We start from the raw sequence: 26,173 nt of genomic DNA, 5'->3' as shown, positions 1-26,173 counted from the left end.
GGTACCCACAAGGTGGTACAAGACACGCATGGACGACAAGAAATACTGGTTCACACGGAAGCGATACGGCTGGGGCTGGGGCCTGCCCTGCGCCTGGCAGGGCTGGGTGGTTTATGCCATTGCACTCGTTCTGCTGTCGGCAGGTCCGTTCCTGTTCTCCCCGATCCAACGGCCCGTGGCGTTCCAGCTGTACACGTGGGCGGTGATTCTGGTGCTTGTGCTGGTCTGCTGGCTGAAAGGCGCGCCGCCGGGATTGCGCTGGGGGAAGTAGTGGACGGCAGACGCGCATCGCCAACATGAATCAACTCGCCAGATCTGCAACCGCAAATCCAAACGCCACGACACCCGCACCCAAGGGAAGATAGGTCACCCACACAGGGCTGCCCTGGCCCAGCGCGAACGCAACGAATGCCTCTTTCAGCCTGCGACCCGAGAGAAGCGAGACAACGGCAATCGCAAGCACGGGAAGCACGGATGCCAGGCCGAAGCCCCAGAGCAGCGGCCGCCAATCCGTATTCGCGAAACCACCCAGCGGGTAGAGCGCCACGCCAGAAAAGAGGCCGACAAAGAACAGTGCATTCGCCGTCCAGATGGATGCACGATGCTCGCGGGCGAGGCGCTGGCGGGATTTACCTCTGTAGCCGCCAGGCAGATTGCGCGACCAGCGCGACCAGCGACGTCGCGAGCATTCCGCCCATCACCCCGCTGATGGCAGGGCTGATCGAATCAAACTCCATTGCCGATCCACTCCTTGGTCGCACGGACCATTGCGCCCAAGCGTATCAGCTGCCAGCGCGTACCCCGCGCGACCGCCAGACATGTCGCCATCGACCGGCAGTGGCGTCCGTGGCCTGTCCGGCAACTTCGACGCATGTCGCATATTCCCCGCACGCCGCCGGGCCTTGCGGCGCCTGGCTCTGGCGCGCCTTAACAGCGTGCAAGAATGCCGAAAGCGTCTTGCATCGAACGGGTTTGCAACTTGTCTGATGGGCGCAGCGCAAGCAAGCGAGTACAGATGACGTGCCACCGACAACGGGTGGCCGGGCTTCGAAAACCCGTGCGCTTGTTTGATTACGCTTGCCCGCCGGCGTCACCCCCTGTGGCGCCGGCGGGCAATCCGTCTGCCGGCTATGGCGGGCGGAGCGTGGAGGCCTTGTGCCTGCCGGTTTGAACAAGCGCCCGGTTTTCGAGCCACGTCTCCGCCCGCCACCTTCGTGTGGCGGCTACCAACTGTCTGCACGGAGCTCTCGCCATGACCACACCGAAGTTTCCCGCCCACACGCCTGCCAACAGCGAAGACGACGACACCCCGTCGCCCCGCCCGGGCAGCGCCTTCATCAACGCGCTGAAAGACATCGGCTGCGGTGCCGCCGCCGACGGCCAGCCGTGGCCCGAACCGGAGCTGCGCATCGGCCGGCGCATCGCCCTGGCCGATGTAGATTGCGCACGCGCCGGCCTGACCATCGCCCTGGAAATGCTGCTGGCAGGCGAACGCATCCGCCAGAACGGTCCGGATGAGGATTACCCCGGCGACCGGGTGATGGAAGGTCTGATCATGGCCTGCATGGCCATCAATCGGCAGGCCTCCGCGCGCATGCGTCCGGAGGAATGACGCGCGGTGCAGGCAATGCGCCGGGCTCGGCCCGGCGCTACCGCTGCCTCATTCGCAGAGCGCGCTGTCCTCCGTCAACGCAGCATCATCCAGCGGGCGCAGCTGCTCGATCTGCTCACGTTGTGCAGCTGTCGGCCCGCCCAGCCACCACACCCGGCAGCGCGCGGTCAGACGGCCGACCATCTTCGACTGCTCGGGCGAGTACAGCATCGCCAGCGCGGTGCCCGGACAATCGTGGGCCTGGCAGGCGGTGTAGAACCACCACGGCTCGCCCTGCAGCACCACCAGCTCACCCGGTGCGCTGGGCCCACTCAGCAGACGCTTGCGCAGCGAAGGAATGTCCTTGTCGCTGGCTTCGGCCGCTGCGGTGTTCTGCATCAGGGTGTTGAAGGCGGCCAGCACCTTCTGGTCCTTGCGGCCGCAGTCGTCCACGGTGTTGCCGCCCACCAGGGTGAAGAAGTGGGTGGCCAGCGGATTGTCCTTGCAGGTGAGTTCCGCGCCGGGGGTTTGTTCTTCCGGCTCGCCTTCGTTGTCCCACACCGAAGGGTTCACTCCGTCTTCGATGTTCGGTTCGGGTTCGACCACGGCGGCGGTGGCGGGCGCGTCAGCGGGCGTTGCAGCAGCCGGCGCGGAATCGGCGCCTGCCTGCGGTGCCGGGGCCTGCGAACACGCGGCCAGCAGCGCGATCATCCATGAGAGGCCGATATGGCGAGACGTCATTCCCTGTCCTCGGGTGTGTGGAGTGCGACGGAGAGAGTCTACGCGGTGCGGGCGTTCCGCCGGGCATGGCCCGGCGCTACCGTCGGGTTTCACTCGCAAAAAAAAACCCCGGCACGTAGCCGGGGTCTTTCGATTCACTTGAACAGCGTGTCCGGATATTCCGGTTTCTGTTCCCGCGCCAGCAGGGCGCGCAGGCCTTCTGCAGGCGTCTGCTCGCCGTGCAGCACGGCACGCACGCGATCAGAGATGGGCAGGTCGATGCCATGGCGGCGCGCCTGTCGCATCACTTCGTCGGCGGTCTGCACCGATTCCACCACCTGGCCGATTTCGCGCACGGCATCCTGCAGCGTCTGCCCACGGCCCAGGGCCAGGCCCAGGCGGCGGTTACGCGACAGGTCGCCGGTGCAGGTCAGCACCAGGTCGCCCAGGCCGGCCAGACCCATCAGGGTTTCCGGCTTGGCACCGATGGCGGCGGCAAGCCGCAGCATCTCGTTCAGGCCACGCGTGATCAGGCCGGCACGGGCGTTCAGGCCCAGCTGCATGCCATCGGCCACGCCGGTGGCCACGGCCAGCACGTTCTTCATCGCGCCGCCCAGCTCGGCACCCACCATGTCATCGCCCGTATAGGCGCGGAACGCCGGGCCATGCATGGCTTCGGCCACGGTCTGCGCGAACTCCGGCACGTCGCCGTGCACGGTGATGGCGGTGGGCAGGCCCAAGGTCACTTCCTTGGCGAACGACGGCCCGGTGACCACGGCCAGCGGCACGTCGTCACCCAGGATCTCGCGCGCCACTTCATGCAGGAAGCGGCCCGAACCGGGTTCAAAACCCTTGGTGGCCCAGGCCACGCCGGCACCCGCCGGACGCAGCGGTGCCAGCGCACGCACGGTTTCGTTGAACGCGTGCGACGGGGTCACCACCAGCACCCAGGCGGCATCCTGCAGGGCGGCCGCCATGTCGGTGGTCGCACGCAGGCTTTCCGGCAGGGGGATGCCCGGCAGGTAACGCGGGTTCTCGTGGCGCTGGTCGATGGCTTCGACCACGGCGGCATCGCGCCCCCACAGCACGGTCGGGTGGCCGTGCCGGGCAAGCAGGGTGGCCAGCGCGGTTCCCCAGGAACCCGCGCCCAGCACGGCGATCTTGTCAGCGGTAGTGCTCATCCGTGACGTCGCAGCGGGGATCAGGCGTTGCCGACCGGCTCGGAGTCAGCCAGCGACGGTGCGTCGCCCTGCTCCTGGCGCTGGCGCAGGGTTTCTGCGTACAGGCCTTCGAAGTTGATCGGCTGCAGGAAGAACGGCGGGAAGCCGCCGGCCTGGATCAGGTCGCTGACCAGCTGGCGCACGTACGGGAACAGGATGTTCGGGCACTGGGTGCCGAGCAGCACGTCGATCGACTGCGGGTCCAGGCCGACCAGACCGAACACGCCGGCCTGCTTCACTTCGGCCACGTAGGCGGTGCGCTCACCGGCCTGGCAGGTCAGGGTGACGGCCAGCACGACTTCGAAGGCGTTCTCGCCCAGGCGCTGCACCTGCTGGTTCAGGTTGAGCTGCAGTTCCGGCTGCACCTGGTCATTGAAGATGGTCGGGGCATTCGGCGACTCGAAGGAAACGTCCTTGACGTAGATCTTCTCGACGGTGAACGCGGGGCCGTTGGCGGCATCGACCGGCGCGACGGCGCCGTTGGTGGTCTCTTCGGACATTTCCAGTAACTCCAATGAATGCAATGAAAACGAGTGTCGAACTACAGGGTTGGGGGCGGCGGCAGGCCCATACAAGGCCAGTTCCGCCATCCCCTGCAATCAGTTGCGGCCCTTGACCAGAGGCAACTCGGCCTGCTGCCAGGCGGGAATGCCGCCTTCCAGCACGAAGACCTTCTCGAAGCCGGCCTTCTTCAGCGTCTTGGCTGCGGTTTCCGATGCGTTGCCGCTGCGGCACACCAGCACCACCGGGCTCTGCTTGGCGTTGGCCACCAGCTTGTGCTCGGCGCTGAAGGCGCTGGCCTGGGCACTGCGGCTGCCGGCGATGTGGCCCTTTTCAAAGTCAGCGCTGGGCGACAGATCGACCACGACCGCGCCACCGGCATTCATCAGGTGGGTCAGCTCGGCCGGCTTGATGCCCTTGTAGCCCCGGAACAGGCGGCGGGTTTCGGTGACGATGAGGGCCACGGTCAGGCCGACCAGGGCCGCGGACAGCATCGGGTTTCGGCCTGCAAAGGCCAGCAACTCTTCGTAATTCACTCAGGTCACGGGTCGATTAAGCGGGCGCCGATTGTCGCACAAGCCGCAGGCGGCCCGTCACTGCCCCTTCCACAGGTCCGGCAGACCGGCCGCCTGCCACCAGCGCTTGGCTTCCGGGTCCCAGCGCCAGCGCTCGACCACCACTACGGTGCGCTCGGCCTGGGTGTTCTGGTTGATCACCCCGATTTCCACCCGGCGCTCGACCTGGCCACCGTCCAGCGAGGCGCTGCTGCGCTCGCGGTAGGAGGACACGCGCAGCTGCGCGTAACGGTTGAGCTCGAACTCGGTGGGCGGCTTTTCCTTGCGCAGCTCCGGGTCCAGGTAAGCAATGGCATCGTCCATGCTGCCCCAGCGGATGGTCGCGCCGTAGGCGATCTGGGTCTCTTCCAGCAGCTTGCGCTGCTTGCGGGTGAGGTCGTCGGCAGCGGCGCCGGCCACGGCGCTGACCAGCAGCAGGGAGCACATCAGGAACTGGATCAGGCGGCGCATCGGTGGTTTCCCCAGGACGTCAGCCTGCCATCCTACCCTCTGGCGAAGGCAACGAAGCGACCGCTCAGCTCGGCGGCCGAACGGCCATCGGCCCCCGGCTGGCGGGCGACGATGCTGATGCGGGCCTTGCCGCGCTGGCGGAAGGTGGCCAGGAAGGTGTCCCAGCTGCTGGCTTCGGCGGTTTCGGCGTGGGCGTGCAGGTCTTCGTAGACCGGCGCCAGGTAGCGCAGGTTGCTGTCGGCCACGTAGACCTCGGCGTCGTGCCCGGCCAGGCGCAGGCGCAGGCTGACCAGCGCCCAGCCCGACAGGGTGAGCACCGAGGCCAGGCTGCCACCGAAGGCGTTGCCCTTGTCGTTGACGTTGGCAACCAGCGGCGCGGTGATGCGCAGCACACCGTCGGCATAGCCATCCAGGCGGATCTGCATCGCACGGACCGCCGGCATGCAGTCAAGCACGTCCTGCAGGGAGGCCAGCGAGGAGGTCAGGGCATCAGCGGACATCGAGCAGCAACCACGACAACGAAGGGCCCGCATAATGACGTCAATGGCCAACCATACGATACCCACTGGCTGGACCCTGATCTCGCTGCGGCCGCAGGGACAGCATGCCGGGCTGAGGCTGGCTGCGGCCAGGCTGGGCGGCGCCACCGTGGCGTTGTCGCCGTGGCGGCTGCAGCGGCTGCAGGGCGCGGCGGTCGAACAGCGGCTGAACCGGGCGCTGTCCTGCACGCGGGTGGTGTTCACCAGCCCGGCGGCGGTCGCGGCCGCTGCGGGACTGCAGCACCTGCCTGCGGCCCAGCGTGGCCCGTGGCTGACCGTGGGCGAAGGCACCGCACGCGCCCTGCACGCGCAGGGCATCACCGACGTGTATGCGCCGCAGCGGATGGACAGCGAAGGCCTGCTGGGCCTGCCGGTGCTGACCGACGTGCGCGGCACGGATATCGGTCTGGTGACCGCGCCCGGCGGCCGCGGCCTGATTGCCGCACAGCTTGAGGCGGCGGGAGCGCGGATCATCCGTGCCGACGTCTACCAGCGGGTGCCGCTGGTGATACCGCGGCGAAAACTGGCGCGATTGGCCCGCTCGGGGACGCCGTGGCTACTGGCCGTCAGCAGCGGAGAGGCCCTGCAGCGCTTCTGGCAGCAGCTGTCCCCCGGCTGGCAGCAGCGCCTGTGTGAACAGGCCATCGTGCTGGCCGCCAGCGAACGCCTGGCCGAGCAGGCGCAGGCGCTGGGGCTGGCCCGCGTGGTGCGCAGCGAAGGGCCCACCGTCACCCAGATGACGGCGGCCGCACACGCCGCGCTCACTGCCCCGGCAGCGACCTGAACAGGCACCCGGCACACGCTTGCCGGGTTCAGCGCCAACGGTAATGCTGTGTCCAACGCTGCCTGCTGGCCCCCGCCGGCGACGCCGCCGACAAGGAAGCCCGATGAACGACACCCCGCCACCTGCCCCCTCCCGCCGTCCTGCACGCTGGCTGCTGCCGCTTGCGGTGGTGGTGGTGCTGGGCGCCGCGGGCTACGCCGGCTGGCACTACTGGCAGCAACAGCAGCGCGACCGGGCGGCACAGGCACAGAGCACGGACGTGCAGCTGAAGGGGCTGGAGGCCACCGTCGAGGCCCTGCGCCGCGACCAGCGCGCGACCAGCCAGCGATTGCAGGATGCGGCCGCCACCAACCGCGTGCTGCGCGATGAAATGCTGGGCCTGTCCCAGCGCAGTGCGCTGCTGGAAGAGAACCTGACCCGGCTGACCGAAAGCGCCAACCAGGGCCGCCAGGCCGTGCAGCGCGACGAGGCCGAGCTGCTGCTGACCCAGGCCGCGCAACGGCTGGCCTTTGCCGACGATGTGGAAGGTGCGCGCCGCCTGTATGCGCAGGCCGCCACTGCATTGGCCGACCTGCCGGACAACGAAGGCCTGAACCTGCGCCAGGCGCTGGTGCAGGAACGCGACGCGCTGGATGCGCTGGGCACGGGCCCACGCGTGCAGGCGCTGCATCGACTGAATGCCGTGGCCCAGGCGCTGCAGGGGCTGCCCTCCGAGCTGCCGCCCTCGCCCGCCGAAGCGGCTGCCAAGCCATGGTGGCAATCGGCGCTGGCGCCCTTCGTGGATATCACCCCGACCCGCTTGAACGGCCCGCTGACCCAGGCCGAGCGTGCCGCCGCCGATGACGCGCTGCAGCTGGAGCTGACCCTGGCCCGTGCGGCCATCGAGCGTGGCGACCGCAGCGGCCGCGATGCCGCGCTGAACCGCGTGGCCCACTGGGCGCAGCGGCGCTGGCCGGATTCACCGGGCCTGCGCGCGCAACGTGCTGAACTTCAGGCCTTGCGCAAGGCCCCCCTGCAGGCCGAGAGCAGCGTGCTAGGCAGCACCCTGCAACAACTGCGCTCCCAGACCGACCGGAGGTAACGCCCGATGAAACCCCTGCAATCCCTGGTCGTACTGCTGCTGGCCGTGGCCATCGGCGTGGTGGCTGCGCAATGGCTCGGCACCGATGATCTGAACCGCTACGGCGAAGTGACCCTGCGCTACGGCGGCTACGACTACCACAGCAACCTGCCCAAGGTGGCCCTGCTGTCGGTGATCGGCGTGCTGGTGCTGTGGCTGCTGTGGAGCCTGGTGGCGGCGCCGTTCCGCGCTTGGGGCCGCTACCGCCGCAAGCAGGGCCGCGTGCGCCTGATCGATGGCCTGCAGGCCTACGAACACGGCCACTGGCAGCGTGCGGAAAAGCTGCTGGATGGCGCGGCGGCCGACCCGGAAGTGAGCGCGGTGGCGCTGGCCAATGCGGTGCGCAGCGCGCAGTCGCGTGCCGATGCTGCATCGGGCGAGGCACTGCTGCAGCGCCTGGGTGAACGCGATGCCACGCTGCATGCGCTGCTGCGCGCCGAACAGCTGCTGGCGCGCGACCTGCCGGTGGATGCGATCAATGTGCTGGACGTGGCGGCGATCCAGCCGCTGCCGCCGCGTGGCCTGTGGCTGCGTACCGAGGCGCTGGCCCAGGCCGGGCGCGCACACGAGGCGTACGGCCAGCTGGGCGCGCTGCGGCAGAGCAAGGTGCTGCCGACCGACGCCAGCAGCGAACTGGAAGCCCGCCTCGCTGCGCAGGCCCTGCTGGAAGCGAGCGATGTGAACGCGCTGGCCGCGCAGTGGGAAGCCACGCCGAAGGCGCTGCGACCGACCCCGGACGTGGTGGCCGCCTACGCCACCCGTGCGGTGGCCCTGGACTGGGATGAGCCGGCGCTGCTGGCCCTGGAACAGGCGCTCGACCATCGCTGGGACGATGAGCTGGTGGCGCTGTATGGCCGCGTGCCTGCCGAGCGCCTGGCCACCCGCCAGGCCAACCTGGCGCGCTGGCGCAACGTGCATGACGATTCGGCCGCGCTGCGCCTGGCGCAGGGCCGCATCGCCCTCGCCCAGCAGCAGTGGGATGCCGCCGATGCGTTCCTGCACGAGGCCATCGCCGCCGGTGCCGGTGCACCGGCCTGGGAGGCACTGGGCGAAGCGTTTGCCCAGCGTGGCGAACACGCACTGGCCGCGCAGTGCCTGGCCAATGCGCTGCGCCTGCAGCGTGGCGAGGACAGCGTGGCGCTGGTGCATGCGGGCGATGCCGTGCCGCGCAGCACGGTGGAAGACCTGCCCACCGCCGCGCAGCCGCCGGTGTATGACGCCAATGAGGTGCGCGACGAGTTCGGCAACCCGCGGGTGCCGTGAGCATGGCCGAGGCGTGCCGACCAACGGTTGGCACCCACCAAAAAAAACGCCGCCCGATGGGCGGCATTTTTTGTTTGATGGATGCGATCAGCGTTCGACGATCGCCACCACGCCCATGCCGCCGGCGGTGCAGATCGACACCAGCGCGCGGCCACCGCCGCGTTCGGCCAGCTGCTTGGCCGCCGTCGCGATCACGCGTGCGCCGGTGGCGGCGAACGGATGGCCGGTGGCCAGCGACGACCCCAGCAGGTTGACCTTGTCCGGGTCGATGCGGCCCATCGGTGCATCCAGGCCCAGGCGGTTGCGGCAGTAATCCTCGCTCTCCCACGCACGCAGGGTGCACAGCACCTGCGCGGCGAAGGCTTCGTGGATCTCGTAGATGTCGAAATCCTGCAGGGTCAGGCCGTTGCGCTTGAGCATCTCCGGCACGGCCACGGTCGGTGCCATCAGCAGGCCTTCACCGTGCACGAAATCCACCGCCGACACATGGGCATCGCGCAGGTAGGCCTGCGGTTCGTGCCCGTGCGCGCGGGCCCATTCCTCGCTGGCCAGCAGCACCGCGGCGGCACCATCGGTGAGCGGGGTGGAATTGGCGGCGGTCAGCGTGCCGCGGCCCGAGACCTTGTCGAAGGCCGGCTTCAGCGTGGCCAGCTTTTCCAGCGAGGTATCGGCGCGCAGGATGTTGTCCCGCTCGACGCCACGGAACGGTGCGATCAGGTCGTTGAAGAAGCCGCGCTCGTAAGCAGCGGCCAGCTTCTTGTGCGATGACACCGCCCATGCGTCCTGCGAATCACGCGAGATGCTCCATTCCTTGGCCATGTCCTCGCAGTGGTCGCCCATGCTCTTGCCGGTGCGCGGTTCGGCCACGCCGGGAAACTCGGGCTTGAGTTCGGAGAGCTTGAAACCGGCGGTCAGCGCGCGGATCTTGTCGCCGGTGCTCTTGGCCCGGTTGGCGGCCAGCAGGCGCGCGCGCAGCTTCTTGCCGTACACGATCGGCACATCGGAAGTGGTGTCCGAACCGCCGCCGATGCCCGATTCGATCTGCCCCAAGGCGATCTTGTTGGCCACGGTGATGATGCTGTCCAGCGAGGTGCCGCAGGCGCGCTGCAGGGTGATGCCCGGGGTCAACGGCGACAGGCCGGAGGACAGCGTGGCTTCACGGCCCAGGTTCCAATCGCTGGAATGCTTGATGACCGCGCCCATCGCCACTTCGCCGAGCTGCTGGCCGTGCAGGCCGAAGCGTTCGACCAGTGCACCCAGTGTCCGCACCGACATGCCGAGGTTGCCGACATCCGAATACGCGGTGTTCTGGCGGCAGAACGGAATGCGGACGCCACCGAGGATGGCGACGGGACGAGCGTTGGGCATGGAGATACCTGGCATGGATGAGGGTGTCTGCAACATGGCCTGCACGACGGAGCAGGCATAATGGACCCAAGTGTAGCTGCCGCCCTGTGATGGGCCAACCGTGGAACCATGAGCAAACCCGACCCCGCGATGAATGCCCTTGGCGTGCTGGCCCTGGAACTGGCCAACGGCGAAATCCCCCGCCAGGCGGTGCTCAGCGCCGAGCAGGCCGGTGAACTGGCCGACCGTGTCGGCCGTGACCTGGCCAAGCTGGTGCCGCAGGTGGCCGAGCTGGACCTGGTGTTCGCCGCCGCCCATTTCGACCCCGCTGAAGTCCTGCGCCCGGGCTGGCCGATCCACCGCCGCCTGGAAGAACTGCAGATGCGTGCCCCGGGCCGCAGCCAGGGCCCGCGCCTGCTGGCCTTCGGTGCCGGTGCCGATGGTGAAGTGCCGCTGCCGTTCCAGGCCGATGCGACACTGGTGGGCGGTGGCCTGCGCGTGGTGCCCTTCCTGCTGACCGGCAGCGACGTGGCTACCACCGCGGCCGTGGCCGATGCGCTGGAAGACGTGCTGCTGGCCAACGGCATGGCCCATGCCGATACGGCACTGATGGCGCAGAACAGCTTCGGTGCCCGCATCGAGCACGCGCGCTATTTCACCGTGAACGACCTGGCCGCGATGATGTCGATGCAGTACGACAACCAGGGCCTGGCCGCGCTGTGGCCGCTGATCGAGACCGCGATCATGGCCCCGGGCCAGGACGAGTGGCTGGAAAATGCACCCGAGCCGCTGCTGCGCTACACGCAGGGCGAGGCGCGCATGGCGCTGTTCGATCCGGCCGGCTGGTGTGCGTACTACAACCACAGCAAGGGCGACTGCGATCGCCTGCAGGGCATCTACGAACAGTTCCTGATGCGCCAGCGGCAGATGGCCGCGGTGCTTGAAGCGCACGGCGTGCCGGTGCTGTTCGTGCATTGCGAGGCCGGGCAGGACGCGCGCGAGCTGCTGGCGCGCTGATCCACAACGCCCGAGCGGGTAGTTGTAGAGCCGAGCCCATGCTCGGCTCAGGCCGCCTGCAGAGCAGCCGAGCATGGGCTCGGCTCCACAGGAAGCAATCGTGCCTTACGGGGCCTTCTGGATGACCGCGCAGGCCAGGCGCGCACCGGCGTTGCCGGTCGGCTGGGTCTTGTAGTCGTCCGCGTCGGCGTGGACGATCAGGCCGCGGCCGATGATGTCGAAGTCATCACCCTTGCCGATGTTGACGTTGCTCGAGACCGGGCTGTCGATGGTGGCCACGCCCTTGTCGTCGGCCTTGATGTTGGGCATGTCGCCGCCGTGGTGCGGATCGGCCGAGACGTTGCCGTGGTCCTGCTTGCCCGGGTTGAAGTGGCCGCCGGCGCTCATGCCGTCCGGCGCGCTGCAGTCGCCCTTCTCGTGGATGTGGAAGCCGTGCTCGCTGCCCGGCTTCAGGCCGGTGATCTGGCCGGTCACGTGCACCTTGCCGTCGACGACCTTGAAGGTGACGCTGCCCTTGGTCTCGTTGCCCTGGGTCGGTGCCAGTTCAGCACTGGCCGTGGCATCGGTAGCCGCCGCCGCGTCGGTGGCCGGTACCGTGGCCGGATCAGCCGGTGCGGCCGAGCCTTCGGCCGGGGTGGTGGCCGGTGCTTCCGGGGCTGCTGCCGGCTGCTGGTTGCAGGCCGCCAGGCCCAGGGCGGCGATGGCCGCGAACAGCGAGGTATGGATCAGACGCATGGAACTCTCCTTGGAATGATGCCCGGGGTGATCAGCGGGTGACCCGGATCACACCGCAGGCGATGCGGACGCCGGCATTGCCGGCGGGCTGGCTGCGATAGTCATCGGCGTTGGCATGCACGACCAGTGCACGCCCGACGATATCGGTGGCGGCGCCTCCCCCAAGGGTAACGCCCTTCAGGTGCACATCGACATTCGCGCGGCCCTGGGCGTCAGCCTGCAGGTTGTCGATGTCACCCAGGTGGTGCTCGCCGCTGCCGGCACGACCATGCACGCTGCCGGCGGGGTTGAAGTGGCTGCCGGCGCTGCTGGCATCCACCGCGCTGCAGTCACCGCGTTCGTGGATATGGAATCCAGCCTGCTGCATCGGCTGCAGGCCGCCGACCAGGCCGGTCAGGTGCACGCCGCCGCTTTGGGTCTTCAGCACCAGGCGGCCACTGACGATGCTGGCCGAGGCCGGCGCCAGGTTGGCTTCAGCCAGCTGGGCCACGGGGGTGGTGACCACCGGCGGCGGCGTGGGCTGCGGCTTCTGCGGCGCGCTGCCACAGGCAGACAGCAGCACGGCGGCGGACAGCGGCAGGATGGCAAAGGACAGGCGCATCAGGAAACTCCTTGCAGGGAACACTACGGACGGCATCGTCCATGGCGGATCAACAGTTCGGCAAGCGGGCGCGAGGACTGCGTGCAGGGGGCGTTCAATGGCCCCCGCGGCGGCGGCCAGCACCCAGTTTGCGGGTCAGCGTGTTACGGCCCAGGCCGAGCCGTGCAGCGGCTTCGGCGCGGCGGCCATGGGTGATCTGCAGCGCGGCTTCCAGCAGGGCGTGGTCCACGCGCTCGCGCACCTGCGCGTGCAGGCCTTCGGTGCCCTCGGCCAGCTGCCGCCGCGCCCATTCGGACAGCAGCGTTTCCCACTGGCCCGGATCGGCACCCGTGCTGCTGCCACGACGGCTGCGGCTGCGGTTCAGCGCGGTATCGACGTCGGCCACGCCGATGGTGTCGGCGGCAGCGAGTGCGGCCATGCGCCAGCACACGTTTTCCAGTTCGCGCACGTTGCCCGGCCAGTCGTGTTCGCGCAGCGCCTGCAGGGCGGCGGCGGTGAGCCGCTTCGGCGGCGTGTCCAGCTTGTGCGCGGCAGCGGCCAAGAAGGTGGTGGCGAGCTGCGCAATGTCCTCGCGGCGGTCGCGCAGCGGCGGCAGCTGCAGGCGCACCACATCGAGGCGATGCAGCAGGTCGGCACGGAATTTCCCCTGCGCGACCAGCCCTTCCAGGTCCTGGTGGGTGGCAGCGACCACGCGCACATCCACATGGATCAGTTCGCGGCCACCGACGCGGAAGAATTCGCCCTGGGCCAGCACGCGCAGCAGGCGGGTCTGCAGCGGCAGCGGCATGTCGCCGATTTCATCGAGGAACAGCGTGCCGCCGTTGGCCTGCTCGAACCGGCCGATGTGACGGCGCTGCGCACCGGTGAACGCACCGGCCTCGTGGCCGAACAGTTCGCTCTCAAGCAGTTCGGCGGGGATGGCGGCGGTATTGAGCGCGACGAACGGGCCCTGCGCACGCGGCGATTCGCGGTGCAGGGCGTTGGCCACCAGCTCCTTGCCGGTGCCGGTCTCCCCGGTGATGAGCACCGCCAGCGGTGCCTGCGCCAGGCGGCCGATGGCGCGGAACAGCGCGCGCATCGGTGGCGTGTCACCCACCAGCTGTGGCGGCTGGTCACTGGGCGTTTCGGCCACCGGTGTCGGCGCGGCCAATGCCGGTGCCACGGCGGGCAGCACGCGCTGGGCCAGCGCGACGGCATCGTCCAGGTCGAAGGGCTTGGACAGAAATTCGTGCGCGCCACCGCGGAACGCGCCCGCCGTGCTGGCCACATCGGTGTAGGCCGACATCACCACCACCGGCAGCTGCGGCAGCGCAGCCTTCAGCTTGTCCAGCAGCACCAGGCCATCGTCGCCGGGCATGCGCACATCGGTGAACAGCAGTGCCGGCGCCGGGCCTTGGTTCAAGGCCTTCAACGCGGGTGCGGCGCTGTCGAAATCGACGACCTGGTAGCCGGCCTCGCGCAGCGCGGTGCACAGCACGAAACGCACGGCGCGGTCATCGTCGACCACCCAGATGCGCTGCGCGACGGTAGGGGAATCAGACATCGCGAGGGGCCTCCTCGGCCGGGACGGCGCCGTTGCCGATCGGCAGCAGCAGGGTAAACACGGTATGGCCCGGGCGCGAGCGGTAGGTGAGCGTGCCGCGGTGTTCGCGCGCCACCTGCTGGGCCAGCGCCAGGCCCAGGCCGGTGCCTTCGGCGCGGCCACTGACCAGCGGCAGGAACAGGTGCTCGGCCAGTTCCTCGGGCACGCCGCGGCCGTCGTCGGCGATTTCCAGGCGCAGGGCCAGGGTGTGCAGCTTTTCAGCGATGCGCACGCCGTGTTCGACGCGGGTGCGCAGGATGATCCCGCCGGCGCCGGCCTGGATGGCGTTGCGCACCAGGTTCCACACCGCCTGGGTGAGGCGGTCGGCATCGCCATCGAATTCGGGAATGCTGGGATCGTAGTCGCGCTGCAGGCGCACGGCCCAGCCCGCCTCGCTCTCAGCCAGGCGCAGCACGCGTTCCAGCGAGGCGTGGATGTTCATCGGCGCATGCGGTGCGGCCGGCGCCGGCGACAGCAGCTGGTCGAGCAGGCCATTGAGGCGTTCGATTTCCGAACCGATCAGCTCGATCAGCTCGCGCTCGCTGGCATCGCGCTGGGCGGCGCGGCGGGCCAGCAGCTGCGCCGCGCCCTTCAGGCCGGCCAGCGGATTGCGCAGCTCGTGGGCCAAGCCCTTCAGCGCGGCACTGAGCGCGCTGGGCAGGGCCTGGGTCGGGTCGAGGCCCGGGAATTCGTCGACCGGATGCGCTTCCAGCAGCCAGCCGCCATCGTCGCGGCGGCTCATCCAGCCCTCGGCAAAGCGCGCGCCCTCGCCCGGCAGGGCCAGCGCCAGGCGGTTCAGCCGCAGGCTGTCGCGCTCGTCGCGGGCGAGGAAATGGGCCAGCGCCTCGCCCTGCACTTCCAGCGCGGCCAGCGGCTGGCCGATCAGGCGGCGGATGCTGACGCCCAGCCAACGGGCGAAGGCGGGATTGCAGCCGATGATGCGGCCATCGGCCCCGGCCCAGGCCAGCGGCGTGCCGAGGGCATCGAGGGACGGCGGGGGTGCGGGGTCGGACATTGCACCAATGTAGTGCAAAACGGGGGGCGGGCATCAGATCACGTCGTATGCGTCACCGGACGTCGTGCCGGGGAATGACCTGTCAGGCTTGCTGAGCTGATAATAACGCCTTACGATACTATCGACAACCGTTACTACCCTGCCGATCCAGTCGTTCGCCTGCAGACGCACGCAGGCGCTGTTCGATGGCCAACGCGTGCCGAGGTGGCGCCACATCGAAGCCGCTGCCCTGCGCAAGCTGGCGATGCTCAACGTTGCGGCCGATCTGCGGGATCTGCGCATACCTCCGGCCAATCGCTTGGAGCCGTTGCACGGGAACCGGTGCGGCCAGTACAGGATCCGCGTCAATGATCAGTTCCGATTGTGCTTCGTCTGGACCCGAGAAGGCCCCGCCGAAGTCGAAATTGTCGATTACCACTGAAGGAGCCGCGCGCATGCGAACCGTCCCCTACCCCGCTCCCGGCGAGATCCTGCTGCATGAGTTCCTGGAGCCGCTGGGAATCACCCAGTACCGCCTGGCCAAGGCAATCGGCGTGTCGCAGCGCCGGATCGGCGAGATCGTTACCGGCCAGCGTGCCGTGACGGCAGATACCGGACTGCGGCTGTCCCGCTACTTCGGCGTGTCCGACAAGTTCTGGATCGGTTTGCAGGCGGATTTCGATGCGGCGATGACGAAGGAGAAGCTGGCGGAGGTTCTGGCGCGGATCGAGCCTTACAACGCGGTGGCATGAGCCTGTCCGGGGTCGGATCCCTTTCCGTGAGGAAAGGGCTCTGCCCCCTGCAGGTCGAGCAAGCTCGACCACTACCGGATGCGTGGCCGGTTACAGCTTCATGTTCAGACCGACGAACACGCTGCGGCCCGGGGCCGGCGAGAACATCGGGCGGGCGCTGTCCCAGAAGAAGCTGTCGTACCAGGCGTAGGCGTACTCGCGGCCGGTGACGTTCTTCAGCTGCAGGTCCACGCTCCAGCGTGGGTTGATCTGGTACGCGGCGCTGAGGTCGAGCACGGCGAAGCCGCCGAACTTGCCGGCTTCGTTGCGCTCTTCCAGGTAGTAGTCGCCCTGCGCGCGGGCCTGCAGGCCGAGGCGCAGCGCGTCGCTGGCGCGGTAGTCCACGCCCAGGTTGCTGATGTGGCGCGGGGTGGCCGCCACTTCCCTGCCCTGCAGCGAAATGCTGGCATCGCGGTCATCGCGGGTGATCTTCGCTTCCTGGTAGGCGTGCGAGGCCCACACCGTCCAGTCATTGCCCAGCTGCAGGCTCAGCTGCGCATCCACGCCGCGGCGGCGGGTCTTGCCCAGGGTGACCGTGGTGCCGGTGGCCGGCATGTTGGACACCTCGTTTTCCGCATCCTGCTGCCACACCGCCAGGCGTGCCTGGCTGCCGGCGAACGGCTCGAACTTCAGGCCCAGCTCCATGCCGGTGTTGGTGGACGGCTGCATCGGCGCCTGCCCCGGCGTGAGATAAGCCGGCGCGGTGGAGCCGGTGAGCACCTGGAAGGTGCGGCCCCAGTTGGCGTAGACGTGGGTGGTCTGGCCCAGGCTGTGGATGACGCTCAGCTTGGGCTGGCCGATGGTGCCGTAGTCCTGCAGGCGGCCGCTGATGCCGTTCATCAGGTGCGTGCTGCCACTGAAGCGGTCGATACGGTAGGCCGGCACGATCTTCCACGCCTCGGCGGGCTGGTAGATGGCCTGCACGTAGGCGCCCCAGTTGTCGAAGCGGTGACGGTCGCTGTTCTGCACGCGCGCCGGCGCCTGGCGGTAGTCGGTGGGTTCGGCGTAGGCGTAGCGCTCGCGGACATAGCCGTTGTCCTGCTGCTCGTAGTTGAGGCCGCCTTCGACGGTAAGCGCGGGGCTGGCCTGCCAGGTGAGCGTGCTGAGCAGGCCGGTCTGGCGCTCGTCCCACACGCGGCGCTGGCGCGGCAGGTTGCCGGTGGGCAGGTCGCTGAAGGTCACCCGGCGATCGTCTTCATAGCGGTTGTAGTACAGGCGCGTACCGAAAGTCAGCGCATCGGACAGCTTCAGGTCCGCGTGCGCGGCGATCTGCCGCATGTCGCGGTCATCGCCATCGTTGCCGTTGCGCAGGTCGCTGCCACGGCGGTGCGTGCGCAGTTCGTCGGCCGTCATGAAGCCGGGTTCGTCCGCTTCGTGGTGGTAGGCACGCGCGGTCAGGCCCACGCGCAGGCCGTCGTCCAGCGAGCCATGGAACCATTTGCCGCCCAGCGAATACTTCTTCGAGGTGTCGTGGTCGCGGTAGCCGTCACTGGCCTGGGTGCCGACGAAGTAGTTCTGTGCGAAGCCGTTTGCTTCACGTCCCACCGCCAGCTGCGCATCGCGGGTGTTGTAGCTGCCGTAGGCCAGCCGCGCATCGGTGTAGTTGCCGCCCTGGCGCGTACCGAAGTTCACGTTGCCGCCGATGTTGTGCAGGCCGTAGCGCGGGTCGTTGGTCCCGCGCACCACTTCGATGTAGCTGATTTCCAGCGGGAACAGCATGTCGATGAAGCGCTGGTTGCCGCTGTTGACGTTGCTGGGGATGCCGTCGATGAGGGTCTTGATGGCATTGAGGTAGCCCTCGCCGTTGAAGGCGCGGAAGCTGACCTTGCCCGACTCCGCACCCTGCCGCGTTTCGGTGAGCTGGATGCCGGGCATCTGCCCCAGCAGTTCCCAGCTGTGCGAGACGTTGCGGTCTTCGATCTGGTCCGCGCCGAGCACGTCCACCGAGGTCAGCACCTGGTGTGCGCTGAGCTGGCCTTCGCCATGCTGGTGCACCTGCACCTTGCCGAGGGTGAGCGCGGCATCGGCAGACTGTGCGAAAACTTCAGGGGCGAACGGAGCGGCCGCGAGGGCGGCCACTAGCGTGGAGGTCTTCATGGGGGTGGAAGGGTGCGGATGAAATGTAATCATATAACATTTCATGCACCCGCCATGTAGAGTCGAGCCATGCTCGACTGTTCCTGACAGACGGCAGTCGAGCATGGCTCGACTCTACAAGGGCGATGGAGCAGTCGAGCATGGCTCGACTCTACAAAGCGGGGTAAAGCGGTGCTTACACCGGGTAGCCGGTGGCTTCCCTGGCCTTCTTCCAGGCGCTTTCAAATTCGCGCGCGGAGATTTCGTCGTCCTCGTCGAAATCGAGGAACGACACCGGCTGGTCGGCCAGCATGAAACGGTCGTCGCTCTGGCCGTGCTCATCGGCCCAGACCAGCTTGGTGCCGTAGATTTCCACCTGGCGCACGATCTTCTCGCCGCGGGCTTCCATCAGCACGTTGCCCTTGCCCAGGCCCGATTCGGCCCAGTGCTTGTAGTACTTCCTGGCGGTGTTGTTCTTGATGTTCTTCATTGCAGGGGTCCTGGCCGCAGCGGCGGCCGGAGAGTTCGGAATGGCGCCATTATCAGCCATTCGGGGTCAGAGCCTTTTCCTTCGGAAAGGGATCCGACCCCTCCCGGTTCAGTTCGGCAGGGGCGCGCCCTTCGGCCACAGCATCCAGAGGTTGCCGTTCTGCTTCATGTCACCGGCCAGCTTGCCGGCGGCATCGCCACTGCCCCAGTACAGGTCGGCGCGCACTTCGCCGGCAATGGCGCCGCCGGTGTCCTGCGCGGCCACCGGGCGCACCACCGGGCTGCCATCCGGGCGGGTGGTGGACAGCCACAGCAGGCTGCCCAGCGGCACCACGCTGCGGTCCACCGCCACGCTGTAGCCGGCGGTCAGCGGCACGTTCAGCGAACCGCGCGGGCCTTCCGGGCTGTCTGCGCTGCGCACGAAGAAGACGTAGCTGGGGTTGCTGCGCAGCAGCTCCGGCACGCGCGCCGGGTGCGCCTTCGCCCACGTGCGGATCGCGTCCATGGTGACGTCTTCCTTCTTCAGCTCGCCCTGGTCCACCAGCCAGCGGCCGATGGCGCGGTAGGGGTGGCCGTTCTGCTCGGCATAGGCCAGCCGCACCTGGGTGCCATCGGCCAGGCGCACGCGGCCCGAGCCCTGGATCTGCAGCAGCTGCAGGTCCATCGGGTCGGTCAGCCAGGCCAGCACAGGCGCTTTGGATCCCTTGCTGGCGATGGTGCCGGCGTCGTCATAGGGCTTGAGCACCTTGCCGTCGAGGCGACCACGCAGGCGCTTGCCCTTCAGCTCGGGGTACAGGCTGTCCAGCTGTACCACGATCAGATCGTCGGGCGTGCCATACACCGGCACCGTGGCCGTGGCCGTGCGGGTGAGGCTGCCCGGATAGATGGGTTCGTAGTAGCCGGTGATCAGGCCATCGGCCTGGTGGCCCCCGGCGCGCAGTGCGTACACGTCGAGGTCGCGCTGCAGGAACTGGCGGATCGCCGCCGGGTCCTTGTCGGACACCGTGGCCGCGGTCGCGCAGGGCTGGGCCCAGACCGCATCATTCTTCAGGCGGGTGCAGCTGCTGCGCCAGGCGACGAAGCCGGCCTGCAGGTCGGTATCGGAGACCGCCGGCAGGGCCTTCCAGTCGACCTTGCCGTAGGTGGCGGCAGCGGGCTTGGCGGCCGGTGTGCCCGGACGGGTGCCGGTGGTGGCGCAGCCGGCGAGCAGGGCAACGGCCAGGAAGGTGAGGAACGCGCGCGGCGACGTAACAGTGATCATCGTCGCAATGTAGTGGGGCCGATGGTGGCGGAGCAACCTTCGGTAGCGCCGGGCCATGCCCGGCGGAAAGCGGATCCCGCGCTGCGCGCTCGCCGGGCATGGCCCGGCGCTACCCTCAGATGGCTACGGCGTCTGCAGCAGCAGCGAATGCAGGATACGCGCGTCTTCGGCGTCCAGCGTCTTCGGCAGGTCGTCACTGCCGCGGAAGCGGCGATGGAAGGCGGCGACGGCCGCTTCGCGATCCTCCAGCGGGTAACCGAAGCGGGCCATCGCATTCCACGCATCGAAACCGTCCGGTGCGGGGCCATCGCTGGCACGCGGCCACACGCCGAAGCCGGCCTCGGCCAGCTGCTGCCAGGGGAAGAAGCGGCTGGGGTCGGCCTTGCGCGTCGGCGCGAGATCGGCGTGACCGATCACCTGCCGCGGCGGGATGTTCAGGCGCTCGGTGAGGTCACGCAGCAGCAGGATCAGCGATGTGATCTGCGCGGGCGTGAACGGCGTGCTGCCGTTGTTGTCCAGCTCGATGCCGATGGAGGCCGAGTTGAGATCGGTGATGGTGCCCCAGCGGCCGGAACCTGCATGCCAGGCGCGGCGTTCATCGCTGACCAGCTGGTAGCGGTGGCCATCGGCCCCGATGAGGTAATGCGCACTGACCCGGCCGCCGCTGTTGGAGGTGCGCAGCGTGTGAAGGCTCTGCTGCACCGAATCCTGTTCGGTGTGGTGGATGACGATGACGACCGGATCGCGCGCGTTCTGGTTTGGCGATGGCACCCAGGTCGCCAGCGGATTGCGGCTTTCCTGCGGCGCGGAAGCACAGGCGGCCAGCAGCAGGCAGGCCGAGAGCATCAGGGGGGTGCGGATCGGGTGCATGCGTTTGATTGTGCGCGATCGCGCGCGACGATGCATGCCCATGGGGTAGATCCACGCCATGCGTGGATGGCGCTGCAGGATGTGCCAAGCAAGCTTGGCACCTACCATGCCAAGTGCCAAATGGCGGGCGACCTTCGCAGGCCGCCCGCCGTTGAATCAGGCCTCGTAGGCCGATTCGCCATGCGAGGTGACATCCAGGCCGGTACGTTCGGCCTCTTCGGTTACGCGCAGGCCGACCACCACCTTCACCAGCAGCAGGATGGCCGCGGTGACCACCGCCGACCAGACCACGGTGAGGCCGACGCTGACCACCTGCACCCACACCTGGTGGCCGATATCCAGATCGGCCTTGGTGCCGCCCAGCGACTGCGCGCTGAACACACCGGTGAGGATGGCACCGACGATGCCGCCGACGCCGTGCACACCGAACACGTCGGCGGTGTCGTCCACCTTCAGCAGGCGCTTCAGGCCGGTGACGCCCCACACGCAGACCACGCCGGCGACCAGACCGATGACGATGGCGCCCAGCGGGCCCACGGTGCCGCAGGCCGGAGTGATGCCGACCAGGCCGGCCACCGCACCCGACGCTGCGCCCAGTGCCGACGGCTTGCCCTTGGTGATCGCTTCGGTGAGCGTCCAGCCCAGCACGGCCGCAGCAGTGGCCAGCACGGTGTTGAGGAAGGCCAGCGAAGCGACGGTGTCGGCCGCGGCGGCCGAGCCGGCGTTGAAGCCGAACCAGCCCACCCACAGCAGCATCGCGCCGATGTAGGTGAACGGCACGTTGTGCGGCTTCAGCGCGGTCTGGCCATAGCCCAGGCGCTTGCCGAGGAACCACGCGCCGACCAGGCCGGCCACGCCCGCATTGATGTGCACCACGGTGCCACCGGCGAAATCGATCGCGCCCATTTCACCCAGGTAACCGCCACCCCAGACGATGTGTGCCATCGGGATGTAGCTGAGGGTGAACCACAGCGCCGAGAACAGCAGCACCGCGCGGAACTTGATGCGTTCGGCGAAGGCGCCGACGATCAGCGCCGTGGTGATGCCGGCGAAGGTCGACTGGAAGGCGACGAACAGATAGTCCGGCAGGCCCTTGATGGGCGTGTTGCCGACCGAATCAGGGGTGAAGCCCTTCAGGAAGGCGAACTCGGTGAATGAGCCGAAGAACGGATTGCCCGCGCTGAACACCGCGCTGTAGCCGTAGGACACCCACAGCAGCAGCACCAGCGAGAACACCACCAGGATCTGGCTGAGCACCGACAGCACGTTCTTCGAACGCACCAGGCCGCCGTAGAACAGGGCCAGGCCCGGCACCACCATCAGCAGCACCAGCAGGGTGGAGGTGAGCATCCAGGCGACGTCGCCGTGGTCGAAGGCCGGCGCGGCGGCTTCGGCAGCAACCGGTGCCGCAGCGACCGGAGCCTGCAGCGGTTCGACCGCGACGGTTTCGCTGGGCAGCGGCGAGACCTGGGCCTGGGCGTTCGCAGTACCCGGCCAGGCGCCGGCGGCGAGCGCGCTGAGCAGCATCAACAGGCACACGAGATGGAACCGGGCTTGCCACCCGGTGAGAAGGCGCATCTTCATTTGGGGGAGTCTCCGGAAGGGGTTACAGCGCGTCGGCACCGATTTCGCCGGTGCGGATACGGATGACCTGCTCGACGGCAGTGACGAAGATCTTGCCGTCGCCGATCTTGCCAGTGCCTGCGGACGATTGGATCGCTTCGATCACTGCGTCGGCACGCTCGTCGGTGACCACGGTTTCAATCTTGATCTTGGGCAGGAAATCGACGACGTACTCGGCGCCGCGATACAGCTCGGTGTGGCCCTTCTGGCGACCGAAACCTTTCACTTCGGTCACGGTGATGCCCGACACGCCAGCGTCGGAGAGGGCCTCGCGGACCTCGTCAAGCTTGAACGGTCGGATGATGGCGGAGATCAGTTTCATGCGCATGTCCCGATGGTGGATGGGGCCACCGCGCCAGCGCGCGATGGCATCAGGCAACCACGGGCCATCGTGATGATGACCGTGGCTGTTGCACCGGACACGTAATGGGCCGGGACGGCCGTGCCTCTCTCCTTGCACGACCGACGCGGGAGGGAGGGCGGCCCATGTCGCGTATCCGGTCTCTCTCTTGCCCCTGGATCAGCGGACTAACAGTCCGCTCTACCAAGGCGGGCACGAGGCCCGCCATGCGGCTCCCCAGCCGCAAAGAACGGAGGCGATGGCGGCGGGTGGGAGGGAGGTCCCACCGCCATCGCCGCCCGGTCAGCTGGCGTAGTACAACTGGTATTCCAGCGGGTGGGTCGCCGCGCGGAACTTGGTCACTTCCTGCATCTTCAGCGCGATGTAGCCGTCGATGAAGTCATCGCTCATCACGCCGCCGGCCTTGAGGAACTCGCGGTCCTTGTCCAGCGCTTCCAGGGCCTGGTCCAGCGAGGAGCAGACCTGCGGGATCAGCTTTTCTTCTTCCGGCGGCAGGTCGTACAGATCCTTGTCGCTCGGTGCGCCCGGGTCGATCTGGTTCTTGATGCCGTCCAGGCCGGCCATCATCAGCGCGGTGAAGGTCAGGTAGCCCGACTGGATCGGATCGGGGAAGCGCATTTCGATGCGGCGTGCCTTCGGGTTGGACACCCACGGAATGCGGCACGAGGCCGAACGGTTGCGGGCCGAGTAGGCCAGCATCACCGGGGCTTCGAAGCCCGGCACCAGGCGCTTGTAGCTGTTGGTGCCCGAGTTGGCGAAGGCGTTGATGGCCTTGGCGTGCTTGAAGATGCCGCCGATGTACCACAGCGCCAGCTGGCTCAGGCCGCCGTAGCCGTCACCGGAGAACAGGTTGGTGCCGCCCTTGGACAGCGACTGGTGCACGTGCATGCCGCTGCCGTTGTCACCGACGATCGGCTTGGGCATGAAGGTGACGGTCTTGCCGTTGCGGTGCGCCACGTTCTTGATGACGTACTTCATGCGCAGCAGTTCGTCGGCCTTCTGCACCAGGGTGCTGAACTTGGTGCCGATCTCGCACTGGCCGGCGGTGGCCACTTCGTGGTGCTGCACTTCCACTTCGATGCCGACCTGTTCCAGGGTCTTGCACATTTCAGCGCGCAGGTCGTGCAGGGTGTCGGTCGGCGGAACGGGGAAGTAACCACCCTTCACGCCCGGACGGTAGCCGCTGTTGGCGCCGTCGTACTTGGCGCCGCTGTTCCAGGCGGCTTCTTCCGAATCGACCTTGAAGAAGGTGTTGCCCATTTCATTGGCGAAACGGACCGAATCGAAGATGAAGAATTCCGGCTCCGGGCCGAAGAACGCGGTTTCGGCGATGCCGGAGGACTTCAGGTAGGCCTCGGCGCGCTTGGCAATGCCGCGCGGGCAGCGGCCGTACGGCTGCATGGTGGCCGGGTCGAGGATGTCGCAGCTGATGACGATGGTCGGATCGGCGTAGAACGGATCGACATAGGCGCTGGCCGGATCCGGCAGCAGGACCATGTCCGACTCGTTGATGCCCTTCCAGCCGGCGATGGAGCTGCCGTCGAACATCTTGCCTTCTTCGAACAGCGACGGTTCGATGATGCTGACCGGGAAGGTGACGTGCTGTTCGACGCCACGCATATCCACGAAACGCAGATCGACGAACTCGATCTGGTTGTCCTTGATCAGCTTCTCAACGTTTTCCACGGACATCGGTACGACCTCGGATGGGGATGAATGCCTACTGAGGTAGAGCAATGACCGTGCCAACTTTTCTGCGTGCGCAAGTCGTTGATTTCACAAGGAGCGCCCCGGCGCGGTGCAGCGCGGCGCGCACCAAAGGGGTGCGTGCACCCCCTGCCGCACCCGTTTGGTGCGGCAGGGATCGTCTATCCTCTCGAGCTTCTTCCTTCCGCTGCCGGCGCCCATTCCACCCATGTCCGATCTGCTCTCCGCCCTGTTGCTGGGCATCCTTGAAGGCCTCACCGAATTCCTGCCGATCTCCAGCACCGGCCACCTGCTGATTGCCCAGCACTGGCTTGGCGCGCGTTCGGACTTCTTCAACATCATCATCCAGGCCGGCGCGATCCTGGCCGTGGTGCTGGTGTTCCGGCAGCGCCTGCTGCAGCTGGCCACCGGCTTCGGCCAGCGCGAGAACCGCGAGTACGTGTTCAAGCTGGGCGCGGCCTTCCTGGTGACCGCCGTGGTCGGCCTGGTGGTGCGCAAGGCCGGGTGGTCGCTGCCGGAAACCGTGGGCCCGGTGGCCTGGGCGCTGATCATCGGTGGCGTCTGGATGCTGCTGGTGGAGGCCTATACCGCACGCCTGCCCGACCGCGACCAGGTGACCTGGACGGTGGCGATCGGCGTGGGCCTGGCGCAGGTGGTGGCCGGCGTGTTCCCCGGCACCTCGCGTTCGGCCTCGGCGATCTTCCTGGCCATGCTGCTGGGCCTGAGCCGCCGCGCGGCCGCCGCCGAGTTCGTGTTCCTGCTGGGCATTCCCACCATGTTCGCCGCCAGCGCCTACACCTTCCTGGAACTGGCCAAGGAAGGGAACCTGGCCAGCGAGAACTGGACCGACGTCGGCGTGGCCTTCGTTGCCGCCGCCATCACCGGCTTCGTCGTAGTGAAGTGGCTGATGGGCTACATCAAGTCGCACACGTTCACCGCGTTTGCCGTCTACCGCATTGCCCTCGGCGCCGCACTGCTGCTGTGGTTGCCTGCCGGTAGCTGAACAACGCCGGGACCGGGCAACCCCATTCCCGGTCCCGACCCGTTTTTCCAGGTTCCTCAAGGAGACTCATCACCATGAACCGCACGCTCACCCTGCTCCTCCCGCTGGCCCTGCTGGCCGCCTGCAGCCAGACCCCGGCCCCGGCCGGTACCGGCGGCGACGACGTGGCCCCGGCCGCCAGCAAGGCAGCGGACCAGCAGACGCTGGCGCACCTGGATGCGCAGCGCCTGCAGAGCCAGCACTGGTTGCTGAAGCAGGCCACCGCGGCCGACGGCACGCGCATTGATGCGCTGTTCGCCCGCGATGACAAGCCGGTCACCCTGGACTTCGCCGATGGCCGCCTGTCGGTGAGCAACACCTGCAACCGCCTCGGCGGTGGTTACACCCTGGAGAACGGCACGCTGAAGGTGGGCGCGATGGTGTCGACCATGATGGCCTGCACCGACAAGGCGCTGATGGCGCTGGACGAAGCGGTGTCCAGCCGCCTGCAGGGCCAGCTGAAGGCCGCGCAGGATGCCGACGGCACGCTGACCCTGACCACCGGCAAGGGCGACGTGCTGGTGTTCGCACCGGAACCGACCGCCGAAACCCGCTACGGCGGCCCGGGCGAAACCGTGTTCCTGGAAGTGGCTGCGAAGACCCAGAAGTGCTCGCACCCGCTGATTCCGGATTACCAGTGCCTGCAGGTGCGTGAGGTGAAGTTCGACGACAAGGGCCTGAAGCAGGGGGAGCCCGGCAAGTTCGAGAACTTCTACGGCAGCATCGAGGGCTACACCCACGAAGACGGCGTGCGCAACGTGGTGCGCGTGAAGCGCTTCGCGGTGAAGAATCCGCCGGCCGACGCACCGTCGCAGGCGTACGTGCTGGACATGGTGGTCGAGTCGGCGACCGAGCGCTGAGGCCGAACAACGCGTGGTAGAGCCGACTGTCAGTCGGCTTGCTTCTGTAGAGTC

28 protein-coding genes are annotated in these 26,173 nt (G+C 68.0%); 10 read left to right on the top strand and 18 right to left on the bottom strand.

Annotation, left to right across the window (positions count from 1 at the left end; genetic code table 11):
- Nucleotides 1-28 precede the first annotated feature (28 nt).
- The gene (locus DCO49_RS03550; RefSeq protein WP_116862840.1) at nt 29-271 is read left to right on the top strand and encodes a hypothetical protein; all 243 of its coding nucleotides are present in this window, start codon (nt 29-31) and stop codon (nt 269-271) included.
- 981 nt (nt 272-1,252) lie between these two features.
- Nucleotides 1,253-1,612, top strand: a complete 360-nt coding sequence (locus DCO49_RS03540) for a hypothetical protein (protein WP_116862838.1) — start codon at nt 1,253-1,255, stop codon at nt 1,610-1,612.
- Nucleotides 1,613-1,660: 48 nt separating this feature from the next.
- Here the strand turns inward: DCO49_RS03540 and DCO49_RS03535 are convergent, their stop codons facing one another.
- The 6 genes from DCO49_RS03535 to DCO49_RS03510 form a co-directional block, all read right to left on the bottom strand.
- Nucleotides 1,661-2,332 carry an Ivy family c-type lysozyme inhibitor gene (locus DCO49_RS03535; RefSeq protein ID WP_116862837.1) on the bottom strand — a complete coding sequence of 224 codons (672 nt, stop codon included), beginning with the start codon at nt 2,330-2,332 and terminating at the stop codon, nt 1,661-1,663.
- A gap of 134 nt (nt 2,333-2,466) precedes the next feature.
- On the bottom strand, nt 2,467-3,492 hold the full coding sequence (locus tag DCO49_RS03530; RefSeq protein WP_116862836.1) for an NAD(P)H-dependent glycerol-3-phosphate dehydrogenase: 1,026 nt from the start codon (nt 3,490-3,492) through the stop codon (nt 2,467-2,469).
- Nucleotides 3,493-3,512: 20 nt separating this feature from the next.
- The gene (gene secB, locus DCO49_RS03525; protein ID WP_116862835.1) at nt 3,513-4,031 is read right to left on the bottom strand and encodes a protein-export chaperone SecB; all 519 of its coding nucleotides are present in this window, start codon (nt 4,029-4,031) and stop codon (nt 3,513-3,515) included.
- Between the two features lie 99 nt (nt 4,032-4,130).
- Complete coding sequence (locus DCO49_RS03520; protein WP_116862834.1) at nt 4,131-4,568, bottom strand: rhodanese-like domain-containing protein; 438 nt, start codon at nt 4,566-4,568, stop codon at nt 4,131-4,133.
- A gap of 57 nt (nt 4,569-4,625) precedes the next feature.
- Complete coding sequence (locus DCO49_RS03515; RefSeq protein ID WP_108767289.1) at nt 4,626-5,057, bottom strand: hypothetical protein; 432 nt, start codon at nt 5,055-5,057, stop codon at nt 4,626-4,628.
- A 32-nt stretch (nt 5,058-5,089) separates the two neighbouring features.
- Nucleotides 5,090-5,557, bottom strand: a complete 468-nt coding sequence (locus tag DCO49_RS03510) for a YiiD C-terminal domain-containing protein (protein ID WP_116862833.1) — start codon at nt 5,555-5,557, stop codon at nt 5,090-5,092.
- 34 nt (nt 5,558-5,591) lie between these two features.
- Here DCO49_RS03510 and DCO49_RS03505 point away from each other — a divergent pair, with 34 nt between their 5' ends.
- The 3 genes from DCO49_RS03505 to DCO49_RS03495 all read left to right on the top strand — a co-directional run bounded on the left by DCO49_RS03505 (nt 5,592) and on the right by DCO49_RS03495 (nt 8,763).
- The gene (locus DCO49_RS03505; protein ID WP_116862832.1) at nt 5,592-6,380 is read left to right on the top strand and encodes a uroporphyrinogen-III synthase; all 789 of its coding nucleotides are present in this window, start codon (nt 5,592-5,594) and stop codon (nt 6,378-6,380) included.
- A gap of 103 nt (nt 6,381-6,483) precedes the next feature.
- Complete coding sequence (locus DCO49_RS03500) at nt 6,484-7,461, top strand: uroporphyrinogen-III C-methyltransferase (RefSeq protein WP_116862831.1); 978 nt, start codon at nt 6,484-6,486, stop codon at nt 7,459-7,461.
- A 6-nt stretch (nt 7,462-7,467) separates the two neighbouring features.
- Nucleotides 7,468-8,763, top strand: a complete 1,296-nt coding sequence (locus tag DCO49_RS03495; protein ID WP_116862830.1) for a heme biosynthesis HemY N-terminal domain-containing protein — start codon at nt 7,468-7,470, stop codon at nt 8,761-8,763.
- A gap of 87 nt (nt 8,764-8,850) precedes the next feature.
- Here DCO49_RS03495 and DCO49_RS03490 read toward each other — a convergent pair whose 3' ends face one another.
- On the bottom strand, nt 8,851-10,146 hold the full coding sequence (locus DCO49_RS03490; protein ID WP_116862829.1) for an acetyl-CoA C-acetyltransferase: 1,296 nt from the start codon (nt 10,144-10,146) through the stop codon (nt 8,851-8,853).
- A gap of 93 nt (nt 10,147-10,239) precedes the next feature.
- Here DCO49_RS03490 and DCO49_RS03485 point away from each other — a divergent pair, with 93 nt between their 5' ends.
- Nucleotides 10,240-11,127 (top strand): hypothetical protein, encoded by an 888-nt coding sequence (locus DCO49_RS03485; protein ID WP_116862828.1) that lies wholly within the window; start codon nt 10,240-10,242, stop codon nt 11,125-11,127.
- 105 nt (nt 11,128-11,232) lie between these two features.
- On the opposite strand, the gene DCO49_RS03480 is transcribed toward DCO49_RS03485, so the two are convergent.
- The 4 genes from DCO49_RS03480 to DCO49_RS03465 all read right to left on the bottom strand — a co-directional run bounded on the left by DCO49_RS03480 (nt 11,233) and on the right by DCO49_RS03465 (nt 15,060).
- Nucleotides 11,233-11,862 carry a superoxide dismutase family protein gene (locus DCO49_RS03480; RefSeq protein WP_116862827.1) on the bottom strand — a complete coding sequence of 210 codons (630 nt, stop codon included), beginning with the start codon at nt 11,860-11,862 and terminating at the stop codon, nt 11,233-11,235.
- 31 nt (nt 11,863-11,893) lie between these two features.
- Nucleotides 11,894-12,463: a superoxide dismutase family protein gene (locus tag DCO49_RS03475; RefSeq protein ID WP_116862826.1), complete on the bottom strand. Its 570-nt coding sequence runs from the start codon at nt 12,461-12,463 to the stop codon at nt 11,894-11,896.
- A gap of 94 nt (nt 12,464-12,557) precedes the next feature.
- Nucleotides 12,558-14,006 (bottom strand): nitrogen regulation protein NR(I), encoded by a 1,449-nt coding sequence (ntrC, locus tag DCO49_RS03470; RefSeq protein ID WP_116862825.1) that lies wholly within the window; start codon nt 14,004-14,006, stop codon nt 12,558-12,560.
- Nucleotides 13,999-15,060 (bottom strand): ATP-binding protein, encoded by a 1,062-nt coding sequence (locus DCO49_RS03465; RefSeq protein ID WP_116862824.1) that lies wholly within the window; start codon nt 15,058-15,060, stop codon nt 13,999-14,001. Before DCO49_RS03465 ends, ntrC begins: the two co-directional genes overlap by 8 nt.
- A 139-nt stretch (nt 15,061-15,199) precedes the next feature.
- On the opposite strand from DCO49_RS03465, the gene DCO49_RS03460 reads away from it, so the two are divergent.
- Entirely contained in the window at nt 15,200-15,481 is a 282-nt protein-coding gene (locus tag DCO49_RS03460; RefSeq protein WP_116862823.1) for a type II toxin-antitoxin system RelE/ParE family toxin, read from the top strand.
- A gap of 13 nt (nt 15,482-15,494) precedes the next feature.
- Nucleotides 15,495-15,791 carry a HigA family addiction module antitoxin gene (locus DCO49_RS03455; protein ID WP_108767277.1) on the top strand — a complete coding sequence of 99 codons (297 nt, stop codon included), beginning with the start codon at nt 15,495-15,497 and terminating at the stop codon, nt 15,789-15,791.
- A gap of 90 nt (nt 15,792-15,881) precedes the next feature.
- Here the strand turns inward: DCO49_RS03455 and DCO49_RS03450 are convergent, their stop codons facing one another.
- The 7 genes from DCO49_RS03450 to glnA form a co-directional block, all read right to left on the bottom strand.
- Complete coding sequence (locus tag DCO49_RS03450; protein ID WP_116862822.1) at nt 15,882-17,927, bottom strand: TonB-dependent receptor; 2,046 nt, start codon at nt 17,925-17,927, stop codon at nt 15,882-15,884.
- A gap of 175 nt (nt 17,928-18,102) precedes the next feature.
- Nucleotides 18,103-18,396, bottom strand: a complete 294-nt coding sequence (locus DCO49_RS03445) for a hypothetical protein (RefSeq protein WP_116862821.1) — start codon at nt 18,394-18,396, stop codon at nt 18,103-18,105.
- A 108-nt stretch (nt 18,397-18,504) separates the two neighbouring features.
- Nucleotides 18,505-19,656: an MltA domain-containing protein gene (locus DCO49_RS03440; protein WP_116862820.1), complete on the bottom strand. Its 1,152-nt coding sequence runs from the start codon at nt 19,654-19,656 to the stop codon at nt 18,505-18,507.
- Nucleotides 19,657-19,779: 123 nt separating this feature from the next.
- Nucleotides 19,780-20,526, bottom strand: coding sequence for an N-acetylmuramoyl-L-alanine amidase (locus DCO49_RS03435; RefSeq protein ID WP_116862819.1), 747 nt, complete (start codon nt 20,524-20,526; stop codon nt 19,780-19,782).
- Between the two features lie 156 nt (nt 20,527-20,682).
- On the bottom strand, nt 20,683-22,110 hold the full coding sequence (gene amt / locus DCO49_RS03430) for an ammonium transporter (protein ID WP_108767272.1): 1,428 nt from the start codon (nt 22,108-22,110) through the stop codon (nt 20,683-20,685).
- Nucleotides 22,111-22,132: 22 nt separating this feature from the next.
- On the bottom strand, nt 22,133-22,471 hold the full coding sequence (locus DCO49_RS03425; RefSeq protein ID WP_004134334.1) for a P-II family nitrogen regulator: 339 nt from the start codon (nt 22,469-22,471) through the stop codon (nt 22,133-22,135).
- Between the two features lie 321 nt (nt 22,472-22,792).
- A complete protein-coding gene (gene glnA, locus DCO49_RS03420) occupies nt 22,793-24,202 on the bottom strand; it encodes a type I glutamate--ammonia ligase (protein WP_057498133.1) in 1,410 nt (469 codons plus the stop codon).
- A 223-nt stretch (nt 24,203-24,425) separates the two neighbouring features.
- On the opposite strand from glnA, the gene DCO49_RS03415 reads away from it, so the two are divergent.
- Both DCO49_RS03415 and DCO49_RS03410 read left to right on the top strand, forming a co-directional pair.
- Nucleotides 24,426-25,220: an undecaprenyl-diphosphate phosphatase gene (locus DCO49_RS03415; protein ID WP_108767270.1), complete on the top strand. Its 795-nt coding sequence runs from the start codon at nt 24,426-24,428 to the stop codon at nt 25,218-25,220.
- A gap of 74 nt (nt 25,221-25,294) precedes the next feature.
- Nucleotides 25,295-26,119 carry an META and DUF4377 domain-containing protein gene (locus DCO49_RS03410; protein ID WP_116862818.1) on the top strand — a complete coding sequence of 275 codons (825 nt, stop codon included), beginning with the start codon at nt 25,295-25,297 and terminating at the stop codon, nt 26,117-26,119.
- The last annotated feature ends 54 nt before the right edge of the window (nt 26,120-26,173 follow it).

Origin of the sequence: Stenotrophomonas sp. SPM, assembly GCF_003105135.1 — a bacterium.
Classification (GTDB): Bacteria; Pseudomonadota; Gammaproteobacteria; order Xanthomonadales; family Xanthomonadaceae; genus Stenotrophomonas.
This window is presented reverse-complemented; position numbering and strand designations above follow the sequence as displayed.